This window comes from Nocardioides marmoribigeumensis (assembly GCF_031458325.1).
Classification (GTDB): domain Bacteria; phylum Actinomycetota; class Actinomycetes; order Propionibacteriales; family Nocardioidaceae; genus Marmoricola_A; species Marmoricola_A marmoribigeumensis.
On sequence record NZ_JAVDYG010000001.1, the window covers coordinates 2083982 to 2098494 of the forward strand.

The 14513-nt window shown below is 72.3% G+C and carries 13 protein-coding genes and 1 pseudogene; 7 read left to right on the top strand and 7 right to left on the bottom strand.

Features of this window, described 5'->3' with window-relative positions:
• Positions 1–7 precede the first annotated feature (7 nt).
• The 3 genes from glyA to lpdA are packed head-to-tail and all read left to right on the top strand — an operon-like array spanning position 8 to position 3614.
• Positions 8–1279, top strand: a complete 1272-nt coding sequence (gene glyA, locus J2S63_RS09975; RefSeq protein WP_310301749.1) for a serine hydroxymethyltransferase — start codon at positions 8–10, stop codon at positions 1277–1279.
• The gene (gene lipA / locus J2S63_RS09980) at positions 1276–2220 is read left to right on the top strand and encodes a lipoyl synthase (protein ID WP_310301750.1); all 945 of its coding nucleotides are present in this window, start codon (positions 1276–1278) and stop codon (positions 2218–2220) included. Before glyA ends, lipA begins: the two co-directional genes overlap by 4 nt.
• A complete protein-coding gene (gene lpdA, locus J2S63_RS09985) occupies positions 2217–3614 on the top strand; it encodes a dihydrolipoyl dehydrogenase (protein WP_310301751.1) in 1398 nt (465 codons plus the stop codon). Before lipA ends, lpdA begins: the two co-directional genes overlap by 4 nt.
• A gap of 10 nt (positions 3615–3624) precedes the next feature.
• Here lpdA and J2S63_RS09990 read toward each other — a convergent pair whose 3' ends face one another.
• A complete protein-coding gene (locus tag J2S63_RS09990) occupies positions 3625–4413 on the bottom strand; it encodes an SDR family NAD(P)-dependent oxidoreductase (protein WP_310301752.1) in 789 nt (262 codons plus the stop codon).
• Between the two features lie 128 nt (positions 4414–4541).
• Between J2S63_RS09990 and J2S63_RS21295 the strand changes: the two are divergent.
• Positions 4542–5732 (top strand): annotated as a pseudogene (locus tag J2S63_RS21295) (cytochrome P450).
• A 7-nt stretch (positions 5733–5739) separates the two neighbouring features.
• Here the strand turns inward: J2S63_RS21295 and J2S63_RS10000 are convergent.
• The 3 genes from J2S63_RS10000 to J2S63_RS10010 are packed head-to-tail and all read right to left on the bottom strand — an operon-like array spanning position 5740 to position 7921.
• Positions 5740–6483, bottom strand: a complete 744-nt coding sequence (locus J2S63_RS10000; RefSeq protein WP_310301753.1) for an ABC transporter permease — start codon at positions 6481–6483, stop codon at positions 5740–5742.
• Positions 6480–7271 (bottom strand): ABC transporter ATP-binding protein, encoded by a 792-nt coding sequence (locus J2S63_RS10005; RefSeq protein WP_310301754.1) that lies wholly within the window; start codon positions 7269–7271, stop codon positions 6480–6482. The genes J2S63_RS10000 and J2S63_RS10005 overlap by 4 nt, the downstream gene beginning before the upstream one ends.
• 44 nt (positions 7272–7315) lie before the next feature.
• Positions 7316–7921: a TetR/AcrR family transcriptional regulator gene (locus J2S63_RS10010; protein WP_310301755.1), complete on the bottom strand. Its 606-nt coding sequence runs from the start codon at positions 7919–7921 to the stop codon at positions 7316–7318.
• A gap of 170 nt (positions 7922–8091) precedes the next feature.
• On the opposite strand from J2S63_RS10010, the gene J2S63_RS10015 reads away from it, so the two are divergent.
• Positions 8092–8613, top strand: coding sequence for a sigma-70 family RNA polymerase sigma factor (locus tag J2S63_RS10015; RefSeq protein ID WP_310301756.1), 522 nt, complete (start codon positions 8092–8094; stop codon positions 8611–8613).
• Positions 8597–9364 carry a DUF6281 family protein gene (locus tag J2S63_RS10020; protein WP_310301757.1) on the top strand — a complete coding sequence of 256 codons (768 nt, stop codon included), beginning with the start codon at positions 8597–8599 and terminating at the stop codon, positions 9362–9364. The genes J2S63_RS10015 and J2S63_RS10020 overlap by 17 nt, the downstream gene beginning before the upstream one ends.
• 84 nt (positions 9365–9448) lie before the next feature.
• On the opposite strand, the gene J2S63_RS10025 is transcribed toward J2S63_RS10020, so the two are convergent.
• The 3 genes from J2S63_RS10025 to lepB form a co-directional block, all read right to left on the bottom strand.
• Entirely contained in the window at positions 9449–10903 is a 1455-nt protein-coding gene (locus tag J2S63_RS10025; RefSeq protein WP_310301758.1) for an NAD-dependent succinate-semialdehyde dehydrogenase, read from the bottom strand.
• A 34-nt stretch (positions 10904–10937) separates the two neighbouring features.
• On the bottom strand, positions 10938–12293 hold the full coding sequence (gene gabT, locus J2S63_RS10030; protein ID WP_310301759.1) for a 4-aminobutyrate--2-oxoglutarate transaminase: 1356 nt from the start codon (positions 12291–12293) through the stop codon (positions 10938–10940).
• 130 nt (positions 12294–12423) lie between these two features.
• The gene (lepB, locus tag J2S63_RS10035; RefSeq protein WP_310301760.1) at positions 12424–13146 is read right to left on the bottom strand and encodes a signal peptidase I; all 723 of its coding nucleotides are present in this window, start codon (positions 13144–13146) and stop codon (positions 12424–12426) included.
• Positions 13147–13237: 91 nt separating this feature from the next.
• Between lepB and J2S63_RS10040 the strand changes: the two genes are divergently transcribed.
• Entirely contained in the window at positions 13238–14512 is a 1275-nt protein-coding gene (locus J2S63_RS10040) for a M15 family metallopeptidase (RefSeq protein WP_310301761.1), read from the top strand.
• The last annotated feature ends 1 nt before the right edge of the window (position 14513 follow it).

A 14513-nucleotide genomic window follows, 5' to 3' on the forward strand; every position in this document is an offset into this window, starting at 1 on the left:
TTCACCCATGACCACGCTCGACGAGCCGCTCGCCACCTTCGACCCCGACGTCCACGCGGCGATCACCGCGGAGCTCGCCCGCCAGCAGGGCACCCTGGAGCTGATCGCCTCGGAGAACTTCGCGCCGGTCTCGGTGATGCAGGCGCAGGGCTCGGTCCTGACCAACAAGTACGCCGAGGGCTACCCGGGCCGCCGCTACTACGGCGGCTGCGAGCACGTCGACGTCGTCGAGCGGCTCGCCATCGAGCGGGTCACCGCGCTGTTCGGCGCCGAGGCCGCCAACGTGCAGCCCCACTCGGGCGCGCAGGCCAATGCCGCCGCGATGTCGGCGCTGCTCGACCCGGGGGACACGATCCTGGGCCTGGATCTGGCGCACGGCGGTCACCTGACCCACGGCATGCGGCTCAACTTCTCCGGCAAGCTCTACAACGTCGTGGTCTACCACGTCGACCCGGACGACTTCCGGGTGGACATGGCCGAGGTCGAGCGCCTGGCGGTGGAGCATCGACCCAAGCTGATCGTCGCGGGTTGGTCGGCCTACCCCCGCCACCTGGACTTCGCGGAGTTCCGGCGCATCGCCGACCTCGTCGGCGCCCACCTCATGGTCGACATGGCGCACTTCGCCGGCCTGGTCGCAGCCGGACTCCACCCGAACCCGGTGCCGCACGCCCACGTCGTCACCACGACCACCCACAAGACCCTCGGTGGGCCGCGTGGAGGTGTCATCATGAGCACGGCGGACCTGGCGAAGAAGCTCAACAGCGCCGTCTTTCCCGGCCAGCAGGGCGGTCCGCTCGAGCACGTCGTCGCCGCCAAGGCGGTCGGCTTCAAGCTGGCCGGGTCCCCGGAGTTCCGCGAGCGGCAGGAGCGCACGCTGGAGGGCGCCCGGATCCTCGCCGCGGCTCTCGGTTCCGATCGGGTCCGCGACGCCGGGGTCAGCGTGCTGACCGGCGGCACGGACGTGCACCTGGTCCTGGTGGACCTGCGCGACTCGGAGCTGGACGGCAAGCAGGCCGAGGACCTCCTGCACTCGATGGGCCTGACGGTCAACCGCAACGCGGTCCCCTTCGACCCGCGTCCCCCGATGGTCACCTCCGGCCTGCGCATCGGCACCCCGGCGCTGGCCACCCGCGGCTTCGCCGCCGAGGAGTTCACCGAGGTGGGCGAGATCATCGCCACCGCGCTGAGCAGCACCCCGTCGGAGGAGCTCAGCGCCCAGCTGCGGAGCCGGGTCGCCTCGCTGGCCGCCCGCGTCCCGCTCTACCCGGGCCTGTCGTGACAGCCGTCGCCCCGGGGGGGCGCAGGCTGCTGCGGCTGGAGGTCCGCAACGCTGCTGTCCCGATCGAGAGGAAGCCGGAGTGGATCAGGACCCGCGCCCGGATGGGCCCGGAGTACACCGCGCTGCAGCAGCTGGTGAAGTCCGAGGGACTGCACACCGTGTGCCAGGAAGCCGGCTGCCCCAACATCTACGAGTGCTGGGAGGACCGCGAGGCCACCTTCCTCATCGGCGGCGACCAGTGCACCCGACGCTGCGACTTCTGCCAGATCGACACCGGCAAGCCCCAGCCCCTCGACCGTGACGAGCCCCGCCGCGTCGCGGAGTCGGTGCAGACGATGCAGCTCAAGTACGCCACCATCACCGGCGTCGCCCGCGACGACCTGCCCGACGGCGGCGCCTGGCTCTACGCCGAGACCGTCCGCGCGATCCACGACCTCAACCCCGAGACCGGGGTGGAGAACCTGATCCCCGACTTCAACGGCCGCCCCGAGCTCCTGACCGAGGTCTTCGAGTCCCGCCCCGAGGTCCTGGCCCACAACGTCGAGACCGTCCCGCGGATCTTCAAGCGCATCCGCCCCGCGTTCGGCTACGACCGCTCCCTGGACGTGCTGACCCAGGCCCGCGCGTTCGGCCTGGTCACCAAGTCCAACCTCATCCTCGGCATGGGCGAGACCCGAGAGGAGGTCTCCCAGGCCCTGGCCGACCTCCACGACGCCGGGTGCGAGCTGGTCACGATCACCCAGTACCTGCGCCCCTCCCCCCGCCACCACCCCGTAGAGCGGTGGGTCCGGCCCGAGGAGTTCGTCGAGCTCGCCACCGAGGCCGAGGAGATCGGCTTCGCCGGCGTCCTGTCCGGCCCGCTCGTGCGCTCGTCGTACCGCGCGGGACGGCTCTACCAGCAGGCCATGGACCGCCGCACCACGTCAGGAGCCCTCGCATGACCCACGTCGACGTCCTGGTGCTCGGCGCCGGCCCCGGAGGCTACGTCGCCGCGATCCGTGCCGCCCAGCTGGGCCGGTCCGTGGCCGTGGTCGAGAAGCAGTACTGGGGAGGCGTCTGCCTCAACGTCGGCTGCATCCCCTCCAAGGCGCTGCTCAAGAGCGCCGAGCTGGCGCACACCCTGACCCGGGAGAAGGCGGCCTTCGGCATCGAGGGCGACGCGACGATGGCCTGGGCGCCCACGCACGCACGGTCGCGTCAGGTCAGCGACGCCATCGTCAAGGGCGTCCACTTCCTGATGAAGAAGAACAAGATCGCCGAGGTCCACGGCTGGGGCACCCTGACCGGCCCCCAGGCGGTCTCGGTCGCGCTCGAGGACGGGACGACCGCGGACTACACGTGCGACGACCTGATCATCGCCACCGGGGCGACCGTGCGCACGGTCCCGGGCGTCGAGCTCAACGGCACGAGTATCGTGAGCTACGAGGAGATGATCCTCGCCGACACGCTGCCGTCATCCGTCGTCATCGGCGGGTCGGGGGCGATCGGCGTGGAGCTGGCCTACGTGCTGGCGAACTTCGGCGTCGAGGTGATCCTCGTGGAGTACCTCGACCGGATGGTGCCCACCGAGGACGCGGAGGTCTCCAAGGAGCTCTCGCGGCACTACCGCCGGCTCGGCGTCAAGGTCCTGACCTCGACCGCGGTCCTGGGTGTCGAGGACACCGGCTCAGGTGTGAGCGTGCGCGTCGCCCCGGCCGGGGGCGGGGAGGAGCAGGTTCTCCACGCCGACCGGTTCCTGGCGGCCTTCGGCTTCGCCCCGCGCGTCGAGGGTTACGGGCTCGAGGCGACCGGCGTCGCCCTGACCGAGACCGGAGCGATCGAGGTCGACGAGCACTGCCGCACGAGCGTCGAGGGGGTCTATGCCATCGGCGACGTCACCGCCAGGTTGATGCTCGCCCACGTCGCCGAGGCGATGGGCATCGTCGCGGCCGAGCACCTGTGCGGGCAGGACCCCCGTCCGGTGGACTACGACTTCGTCCCGCGCGCCACGTACTGCCAGCCGCAGATCGGGTCGTTCGGCTACACCGCGCAGCAGGCCAGGGACCGTGGGCACGAGGTCACGACCGCGTCCTTCCCGTTCGCGGCCAACGGCAAGGCCAAGGGCCTGGGTGAGGCCGTGGGGTTCGTCAAGGTCGTCGCCGATGCCGACCACCGGATCCTCGGGGCCCACATGATCGGCCCGGACGTCACCGAGCTCCTGCCGGCACTGACCCTCGCCCAGACCCTCGGCCTGACCGCCGAGGACGTGAGCCGCAACGTGTTCGCCCACCCGACGCTGTCCGAGGCCGTCAAGGAGGCGATCCACGGGATCACCGGGCACATGATCAACCTCTAGGTCAGTCGGGTCAGAACGCACCCATGGTCGCGCCGGCGTTCACCGCGAGGGTCTGGCCGGTGATCATCCGGGCCTGCGCACCGCTGAGGAACGCGACCGTGGCGGCGACGTCCTCGCCCTCGATGGCCGTGCGCAGGCATTGGCCGGCGACGGCTTGCTCGAAGACGGACCGGTCGAGCTCGGCCAGGGCGCTCGCGGTGTGCACCAGGCCGGGGGCCACGGCGTTGACCGCGACCCCGTAGGGCCCGAGCTCACGCGCCATGGTCCGCGTCATGCCGACGATCGCAGCCTTGGAGGCGACGTAGTGCAGGTAGTTCGCCATCCCGAACGCGGCGGTGTTGGAGGTGATGTTGACGATCCGTCCTCGTCGCGCGCGGCACATCAGCGGCGCCACCGCGCGGCTGCACAGGAACACCGAGCGGGCGTTGGTCTCCATCACCCGGTCCCAGGTCGCGACGTCGATCTCCCAGAACGGCACGCGCGGCACCCCGCGGAAGATCCCGGCGTTGTTGACCAGGACGTCGACTCGCCCGCGCCACGCCAGGATGCGTGCGATCGCCTCGGCGACCTGGTGCTCGTCGCACAGGTCGGCGGTGAAGCCACGCAGGCGCCCGCCGCCGCTGCCACCGCCGCGGTCGTAAAGCGTCGCGCTCGGCTCGACCACGTCGAGCAGGGCCACGTCCGCGCCCAGGTCGCGCAGGCGGTGCCCGATGTCGGTGCCGAGGGCGCCGGCGCCGCCGGTCACGATCGCGACCTGGCCGCGCAGGTCCGCACTCGCCGGCAGGGGGACCTCGGCCACGGCGAAACCTCCTCGGGTCCGGGGAGCAACTGGTCTGACATCAGGTATCCTGCCTCCAGGTCTCGGCGATGACAAGGACGGGAGCCCTCTTGACGGCCGATCCGGGCTACGACCCCTTCCACGACCCGATGCTGGGCGACCCCTATCCGCTGTTCGCGCGGGCGCGGGAGGAGGCGCCGGTCTTCTACGCCGCGCAGATCGACCACTGGGTCGTCGCCCGGCGAGCGGACATCCTGGAGGTCTTCCGCGACCTCGACAGCTTCTCGGCGACGAACTCCATCACCCCCATCACCGAGCTCGGCCCTGGCGCCCAGCAGATCCTTCGCGACGGCGGCTGGGGGATCACGCCCGCGCTGGGCAACAACGACCGCCCCGAGCACCTGAGGTTCCGCCGCAACGTCAGCCGCGCCTTCACCGCCCGGAGGGTCGCCGAGCTCGAGCCGTTCATCACCGAGAGGGCCCACGAGGTGGTCGACGGGTTCGCCGCCGCCGGTGAGGCGGACCTCGTCAGCGCCCTGCTGTGGGAGCTCCCCGCGCGGGTGATCTTGCACCTGCTCGGGATCCCCGAGGAGTCGGCCCCGATCGTGCAGGAGGCGGCCGACAACCGGGTGCGCTTCATCTGGGGCAGCCTGGAGCCGCTGGAGCAGGAGCGGCTGGCCGAGGCCATGGTGAGGTTCTGGGCCCATCTCCGGCAGCTGGTCGAGGAGCGGATCGCCTCTCCCCGCTCAGACCTGACCAGCGCGCTGCTGGAGGTGCGCGGCGGCGACGACTCCGTGTTCACCGTCGACGAGATCTGCAGCGTGCTGTTCGCCTTCCTCACCGCCGGGCACGAGACCACCTCCAGCCTCCTGGCCAACGCGGTCCGCCGGCTGCTGGAGGACCCGACCGCGTGACAGGAGCTCGTGGAGCGGCCAGAGCTCGCCGAGCGCGCGGTCGAGGAGACGCTGCGCTTCGACAGCTCGGTGGTGGCCTGGCGCCGCAAGACCCTGCGTGAGGTGCGCATCGCCGGCGTCAAGGTGCCCGCCGGCGCCCAGGTGCTGATGCTCCTCGGCGCCGCGAACCGCGACCCGGAGGTCTTCGAGGACCCCGAGGCCTTCCACCTGCACCGCGAGAACGCCGGGGACCACCTCAGCTTCGGGCACGGGATCCACTTCTGTCTCGGCTCCGCGTTGGCCCGGTTGGAAGCCCGTGTGGTCCTTCGGGTGCTGGCCGCACGACTCCCGGATCTCCGCCTGCGGCAGCCCCAGCAGCTGCAGTTCGTCCCGAACATCGCCTTCCGCGCCCCCACCAGCCTGCAGGTGGTGTGGACGCCCCGCTGACCGCACCTCACGCCGTACGGCGACGCAGCGTGGCCGACCCGAGGGCGAGCGCCGCGACGACGAAGCCCGCGATCACGAGCAGCGGGACGGCCACGTCCGGGCTCGCGCTCGTGCCCACCTCCTTGGTCGCGTCGACGATGTAGCTCAGCGGCAGCACGTCGGACAGCACGGCGAGCGGGCCCGGCATGTCCTCGCGCGGGGTGAGCAGCCCGCACAGCAGGAACTGCGGCAGCACGAACGCCGGCATGAACTGCACCGCCTGGAACTCCGTGCGCGCGAACCCGCTGGCGAGCAGGCCGAGGCTCGTGCCCAGCAGGCCGGCGAGGAGGGCGACCACTAGCAGCAGCCAGAGCGGGCCCGCGACGTCGAGGCCGAACAGCCCGACCGACAGCCCGGAGACGAGCAGGGACTGGACGACCACGACCCCGCCGAACGCCAGGGCGTAGCCGAGGATCAGGTCGCCCTTGCCGAGCGGTGTGGTGAGCAGCCGCTCGAGTGTGCCCGACTGCCGCTCGCGCAGCGTCGCGATGCTGGTGACGATGAACATCACGACCATGGGGAAGACGCCCACCAGCGACGACCCGATCCGGTCGAAGACCGGGGTGCCGTCGTAGATCCAGGCGACCAGGCCGTTGAGCACGCACGGCACGACGAGCATGAGCGCGACCGTGCGGTGGTCGCCCCGCAGCTGGGCCAGGACCCGGCCGGCGGTGACGGTCGAGCGGTGCAGGTCGAGGGTCGCGGTGCTCATCGGGAGGTCCTCTCGGTGCCGGTGCCGGTGCCGGTGCCGGTGGCGGCGTTGTCGGCGGCGTTGTCGGCGGCGCTGTCGATCAGGTGCAGGAAGGCGGCCTCGGCGTCCCGCTCGCCGGTGGCGCGCAGGAGCCCGTCGGGGGTGTCGTCGGCGAGGATGCGCCCCTCGCGCAGCAGCAGGAGCCGGTCGCAGCGCGCCGCCTCGTCCATCACGTGGCTGGAGACCAGCAGCGTCGTGCCGGTGTCGGCGAGCTCGTGGAAGAGCCGCCACAGGTCGCGCCGCAGGACCGGGTCGAGCCCGACCGTCGGCTCGTCGAGCACGAGCAGGTCCGGCTCGCCGACCAGCGCCGCGGCCAGGCTCACCCGCGACTGCTGGCCGCCGGAGAGGTTGCCGACCAGGTCGTCGGCGTGGGAGCCGAGGTCGACGCGCCCGATCGCGGTCTCGGCCGCCTCCTCCGCGGCCCGGCGGTCGCGGTGCAGGAGCCGCGCGAAGTAGCGCGTGTTGGCGCGGACGGTCAGGTCGTCGTACACGCTCGGGGCCTGGGTGACGTAGCCGACGCGGCTGCGCAGGGCGGGCGAGCCGGCGGGCTCCCCGAGGACCGTGACCGTCCCGGACTCCACGACCTGCACCCCGACGACCGCCCGGATGAGGGTCGACTTGCCCGAGCCGCTCGGGCCGAGCAGACCGGTGACCTGGCCGGCGGGGACGCCGACGGACAGGTCGTGGAGCACCTCGCGGTGCCCCCGTCGTACGACGAGCCCGGTGACCTCGACCGCGTTATTCATCATGTGATGAATGTACGCCGGGCGGGGCGCCCGCACAACGGCTGCGGTCAGTGGACCGGACCGGAGAGGTAGCGCTGGAGCGTGGGACCGACCGCCGTCGCCAGCGCCGCCGGGTCGGCGTCGGCGATCCCGGGGAGCCGGACGACGTAGCGCGCGACCGCCAGCCCGATCAGCTGCGAGCCGACGAGCCCCGTGCGCAGGGGAGCCTCCGCCTCGGGCATGAGGACGCCGAGGCGGCCGAGGACGTCGGCGGTGAGGTACTCGCGGAACGCCTGCAGCGCGGCCTCGTGCTCCAGGGCGTTGCGCAGCAGCCCCCGCAGGCGGTCCTGCGCGTCGGCGTCGTCCCACAGCCCGAGGAACGTCGCGACCACGCGCTCACCGACCCCCTCGAGCGACCCGGACTCGGTGAGGATCCCGCCGACCAGGGCCGCCGGGTTGGCCGGCGCGTCGAGCGTGGCGGTGAACAGGTCGTCCTTGCCGTCGAAGTAGTGGTGCACCAGGGCCGGGTCGACCCCCGCCCGCCGGGCGACCGCGCGCAGCGACGTCGCGGCGTACCCCTTGAGCGCGAACTCCTCCCGGGCCGCCTCGAGGATCGTCGCCCGGGTGTCCTCGCCGGCGGGCCTCCGCCCCCGCCGTCGTACGCGCTCCGTCACCGGCCCAGTCTCGCAGGGGCGGCTGGGGGTGCGGTTTCACTAGGTACCTAGTGACGTTGTCACTTCCCGAGCGAAGTTTCGCTCGGGAAGCACCAGCTTCGCCGCGGGCCCGGGCTCGAACCGGCGCGCTGCCCCGCAACAGCGGAGCCCGCTCGTGCGTGAATACAGGTGTGAGTGCCGAGCAGGCCGCCCTGGGGCGGTTCGTGGACGAGCAGGGAGCCGCGTTGCAGCGGTTCGCCTGGCTGCTCACCCGCGACCCCGAGCGGGCGGCGGACCTCACCCAGACCGTGCTGCTGCGGCTGGCGAGGCGTGGGGTGGCCGACCTCGCCGACCCGGCGACGTACGCCCGGCGCGCGCTGGTCAACGAGCACCGGAGCCAGGGACGTACGACGGGCGCGCGCGTGCGCGCCCTCGCCCGGCTCGGCGCGGGGCCCCACGCGCCCGGCCCGGACCCGGCGCACGCGAGCGGGGAGCGGGACGCGATCTGGCGGGCGCTGGCCGCCCTGAGCGACCGACAGCGGGCCGCGGTGGTCCTGCGCTATTACGAGGACCTGCCTGACGAGCGGATCGGCGAGGTGCTCGGCTGCCGGCCGGCGACGGTCCGCAGCCTGGTGGCCAGGGCGATGCCCGTGCTGCGCGAGGCGTTGAGGAGCCCGACGAGCGAGAGGACGAGCCGTGACCGACCTCGATGAGCTGCTCCGCGAGCAACTGCGCGCGGCCGCCGACGAGGGGCCGGCGTTCGTCGCTCCCGACCTGACCGGGGAGCCGCCGGCGACCCACCGCCGCCGCTGGCCGGCCGTCCTCGCCGCGGCCGCGGTGCTGGCCGTGGGCGGGGTCGGCTACACCGTCCTGCGCGAGCCGGAGCAGGTGGGCAGCGCCGACTGCGGCTACGTCGTCCGGTGGGACGGACGGCGCTGGACCGGCATCGGGATCGACCGGAGCCCGGTCGCCGGCGACACGCTCGGCCAGGGAGCCGTCCTCGGGTGCGACGAGGGTCGCGGGCGCATCCCCGACGAGCCCGTGGTGGTGCGGTCCGTGCGCGGGGTCGATGCCCGCGAGGCGATCCTCGTCGGGGGCGAGGTGCTACTGCCCGAGGGTTCGACCACGTTGCCCGGTGCGCTGCGCGGGGCCCGGGAGCCCGTGCGGTGCGACCTCGAGGGGACAGCCCGGCTCGCCGGCCGGTGGACGGGCGCGACGGGCCCCCGGAAGGTGCGCTTCGACGGCGACCTCCGGCCGCCGTACCGCATCGACTTCGTCACCTCCGACCAGCGGGTCACCGACGGCTGGGCGAGCGTCGTGCTCCACGCCCGCGCCACGGCGACCTCACGGCCCCTGCGTCCGGCGGAGGTCAAGGCCATGCTGTGGCACGAGGGCGAGGAGGTGCTCACCGCGCACTGCGTCGACGGGCGCTTCGTGGCGGACTCGATCGATCCTGGGAGCTGACGCCGGCGGGAGAATTGGCACTCCCCGAGCGAAGTTTCGCTCGGGAAGTGCCAACGTCACTAGGTACCTAGTGAAACTGGACCCCTACGGCGCGATGCCGACGTACTTCACCGAGAGGTACTCCTCGATCCCCTCGAAGCCGCCCTCGCGGCCGAAGCCGGAGTGCTTGACCCCGCCGAAGGGGGCGGCGGCGTTGGAGATGATGCCCTGGTTGACCGCGACCATCCCGCTCTGGAGCCCCTCGCTCACGCGGATCATGCGGCCGAGGTCGGTGGTGAAGACGTAGGCGACCAGGCCGTACTCCGTGTCGTTGGCGAGCCGGAGCGCCTTGTCCTCGTCGGAGAACGTCGTGATCGGCGCGACCGGGCCGAAGATCTCCTCGTGCACCAGGTCGGCGTCGGCGGGAACGTCGGTGAGCACGGTCGGCTCGTAGAAGTAGCCGGCCTCGCCGGTGGCGCGGCCGCCGGTGACGACCGAGGCGCCGCGGGAGGTGGCGTCGTCGACCAGCTCGCTGACCTTGTCCTTGGCCTTCTGGTCGATCAGCGGGCCGACGGTCACGCCTTCGTCGGTGCCGCGGCCGACCTTCTCGGCGGCCATGCGCTCGCCGAACCGGCGCGCGAACTCGTCGGCGACGTCCTCGTGGACCAGGAAGCGGTTGGCGGCGGTGCAGGCCTCGCCCATGTTGCGCATCTTGGCCAGCATCGCGCCGTCGACGGCCTTGTCGAGGTCGGCGTCGGGGAAGACCAGGAACGGCGCGTTGCCGCCCAGCTCCATCGAGACGCGCAGCAGCTGCTCGGCGGACTGCTCGACCAGCTTCTTGCCGACCCCGGTCGAGCCGGTGAAGGTCAGCTTGCGCAGGCGGGGGTCGGAGATGAGGCGGCCCATCACGTCACCGGTGCGGGAGGTGGGTACGACGTTGAGCACGCCCTTGGGAACGCCCACCTCCTCGAGCACCTGGGCCAGGCGGAGCATCGTGAGGGGGGTCTGCGAGGCCGGCTTGACCACCATCGTGCAGCCGGCCGCGATGGCCGGGCCGATCTTGCGGGTGCCCATCGCCAGCGGGAAGTTCCACGGCGTGATCATCAGGGTCGGGCCGACCGGCTGCTTCATCGTCAGCAGCCGCGAGCTGCCGTCGGGCGAGACGGAGTAGCGGCCGTGGATGCGCACGACCTCCTCGGAGAACCAGCGGAAGAACTCGTTGCCGTAGGTGACCTCGCCCTTCGACTGCGCCAGCGGCTTGCCCATCTCGAGGGTCATCAGCAGGGCGAGCTCGTCGGCGCGCTCGTTGATCAGCTCGAACGCCGAGCGCAGCAGCTCGGCCCGCTCGCGGGGCGGGGTGGCGGCCCACTCGGCCTGCACCGCGACGGCGGCGTCGAGCGCGGCCACGCCGTCCTCGACGGTCGCGTCGGCGATGCTCGTGAGCACCTTGCCGGTCGCGGGGTCCTCGACGTCGATCTGCTTGCCGTCGGACCCCTCTCGCCACTCGCCGCCCACGAAGAGGCCGGTGTTGAGGGAGGACAGCAGGGAGCTCTCGTTCATGTGGTCAACCTATGCGTGGGCCGAAGGGGTGGGGTCAGCCGAGGACGGCGGCGAACGCCTCGTCGATGAGGTCGAGCCCCTCGGACAGCAGGTGGTCGGGGGACGACAGCGGGGGCAGGAAGCGGAAGACGTTGCCGAACGTGCCGCAGGTCAGCGTGACCAGGCCCTGGCTGTGGCAGTGCTTGTTGATCGCGGCGGTCGCGGTCGGGTTGGGCGTCAGGTCGCCGGCGCCGGCGGTCAGCTCGATGGCCAGCATCGCGCCGCGGCCGCGGATGTCGGCCACGACGTCGTACTTCGACCGCAGCGCCTCCAGGCGCGGCAGGAAGAGCGCCTCGACCTCGCGGGCGCGCCCGCACAGGTCCTGCTCCTTCATCGTGCGGATCGCCCCGAGCGCGGCGGCGCAGGCGACCGGGTTGCCGCCGTAGGTCCCGCCGAGGCCGCCGGAGTGCACCGAGTCCATCACCTCGGCGCGGCCGGTGACCGCGGCGAGCGGGAGGCCGCCGGCGATGCCCTTGGCGGTGGTGATCAGGTCGGGCACGACGCCCTCGCGGTCGCAGGCGAACCAGTCGCCGGTGCGGCAGAAGCCGGTCTGGATCTCGTCGGCGATGAGCAGGATGCCGTGCTCGGTGCAGTAGTCGGCGACCATCCGCAGCCAGCCCTCCGGCGGCACGATGAAGCCGCCCTCGCCCTGGATCGGCTCGATGACCACCGCGGCGCAGCTCGTCTCGCCGACCTGCGCGTGGAGCATGTCGACGAAGGCCTGGAACGACTCCTCGGCGCAGCGCTCGGGCGACCCGGGCCAGCGCAGCGGGTAGGCCATCGGCGCGCGGTAGACCTCGTTCGCGAACGGACCGAACCCGTGCTTGTAGGGCATCGACTTCGCGGTCAGCGCCATCGTCAGGTTGGTGCGCCCGTGGTAGGCGTGGTCGAACGCCACCACCGCCGAGCGCCCGGTGAACGTGCGCGCGACCTTGACCGCGTTCTCGACCGCCTCGGCGCCGGAGTTGAACAGGGCGGATCGCTTGGTCGAGGCCTCGCCCGGGGTGAGCTCGGCGAGCTCCTCGCACACCGCGACGTACTCCTCGTAGGGGGAGACCATGAAGCAGGTGTGGGTGAAGTCGGCGGCCTGCCGGGCGACGCCCTCGACCACCGCGGGCGCCGCGTTGCCGACCGTGGTCACCGCGATGCCGGAGCCGAAGTCGATCAGGTGGTTGCCGTCGACGTCGACGAGGATGCCGCCCCCGGCGCGCTCGACGTACGCCGGGAGGCCGACCCCGACACCGGAGGACACGGCCGCCTCCTTGCGGGCGTGGAGCTCCTGGGACCGGGGTCCGGGGATCGCGGTGAGGAGCCTGCGCTGCTGGTCCACGGAGGTCGGGGAGGAGGTCATGCGTCCATGATGGATTCTTCGGCCACGACTGTCCAGGTGGGACGAATCCTGCGGTCGATCGCGTCCCACGCGACGGAATCGGTGGCTCCGAGGCTCACGCCGTGAGCACCTCGACGGGCCCGGGGGAGGGCTACTCCTGGGCCAGCGCCTTCTGGTCGAAGGTGCGGGGGGTCTCGATGTGGTCCCAGCGGCTGATCGGCCAGACGATCGCCCAGACCTTGCCGACGACGGCGGACTCCGGGACCGTGCCGCCGCCGGGCAGCTGGCGGTGGTAGCGCGAGTCCTCGCTGTTGGAGCGGTTGTCGCCCATCACCCACAGCCGGCCCTTGGGCACGGTCACGGAGAAGTCGCGGTCGGAGGGCTTGCTGCCCTTCTTGACGTAGGAGTCCTCGACCAGGGGGACGCCGTTGACGGTCAGGCGGCCGTCGGGGTCGCAGCAGGCGACCCGGTCGCCGCCGACGCCGATCACGCGCTTCACCAGGTGCCCACCGGTGGGGTAGAGGCCGATGGTCGACAGGCCCTTCTGGACCGGGTTGAGCGGGGGCGGCGGTCCGAGCCAGCCGCCCGGGTCCTCGAAGACGACGACGTCGCCGCGGCGGACCGGCGAGCTCCAGTAGGACCACTTCTCGACCATGATCCGGTCGTTCTTGATGAACAGCGGCTCCATCGACTCCGAGGGCACGAAGAACATCTGGACGAGGAAGGTCTTGATCCCCAGCGCGAGCAGCAGCGCGAGGACCAGGAGCACGACCGCCTCGACCGAGGCGGGCACGTGACGCCGCTTGCGCGTGGCCGCGGGGCCTCCGTCCGGTCCGACGGGGCTGGGGTCGCCGGAGGGACGGGAACGCCGCATGGTGGGGAATCTACCCAGGAGGGTGCAGGCCGGTCCGACCGAATCCCGAAGTCGGTGGGTAAAGCGCCCGCCGGGGGGAGAGAATGCGCCCATGGGAGAACAGCTCCGGCGCGGAGGGCGCCGGGCGCGGTTCGGGGGACTCGCCGGCATCGTCGTGCTGAGCTCGCTCCTGACCGCGTGCGAGAAGGGGACCGCGGGTCCGCTGGGTGCCGACGACGGCACCCCGGGGACGTCGTCGTCCCGCAGCGCGTCCCAGGGCTCCGACAGCACGACCCGCACCAGCGGCGACGCGTCGTACGCCGTCGACGCGCCGGGGCGCTTCAAGCCCCCGCTGCGCACCGCCGACCTGCTCGTCACCGCCTCCCACACGCTGCCCGACCCGCTGGTCACCCGCATCCGCCGGATCCAGGGCGTCCGCGCCCTCGTGCCGTTCTCCTACGCCGCGGCCTCGGTCGACGGGCGCACGCTGACCGTCGCCGCCGCGGACCCTGCCGCGTTCCGGGTCTTCACCCCCGACGCGACGGCGCAGGCGCAGTTCGTCTGGGACCGCCTGGCCGGCGGCGAGGCCGCGGTCGACGTGACGACGCCCAAGAAGCTGGTGGACGCCAAGGACATGGTCCGCCTCGGCAGCCGCGACGACTCCCCGCTGGTGCACGTCGGCGCCTACGCCCCGCTGGTCCAGCGGGCAGCGGGGCTCTCCACCCGTCCGGTGGTGCAGGTCGTGGTCAACCCCAAGCGCGGCGAGCAGCTCGGTCTCCCGACCCGCAACGCGCTGCTGATCAGCACCGGGTCGCGGACCCCGTCCCTGGTCAAGAAGCAGATCGACAAGCTGCTGGCCGGCGACCGGGCCGGGTCGGTCCAGCTGCTCGCGCGGGAGTTCGACAACGCGCTCCAGACCGCGGTCCTGGCCGGCACCTCGGTGTCCGACGCGATCGGCACCTTCAGCTACACCAACGGCCCCGACGGCACGATCAAGCCCGACCAGCGCTGGGTCGACGCCTACATCCGCACCGAGTCCGTGCCCCTGCTGGGCGACGTCACGTGCAACAAGGCCTTCATCCCTCAGCTGCGAGCCGCCCTCACCGAGATCGTGCAGGCGGGGCTCGCCTCCTCGATCCACCCCGACGAGTACGCCGGGTGCTACTACCCGCGCTACATCGGCCGCAGCGCGGCCAACGGCCTCTCGCTCCACTCGTGGGGCATTGCGGTCGACCTCAACGTCCCGGGCAACCAGCGCGGCACCAGCGGCGAGATGGACCGCCGCGTCGTGGCGATCATGAAGAAGTGGGGCATGGCCTGGGGCGGGGACTGGAACTACACCGACCCCATGCACTTCGAGATGAACCGCGTGGTGCGGCCCGGCTGAG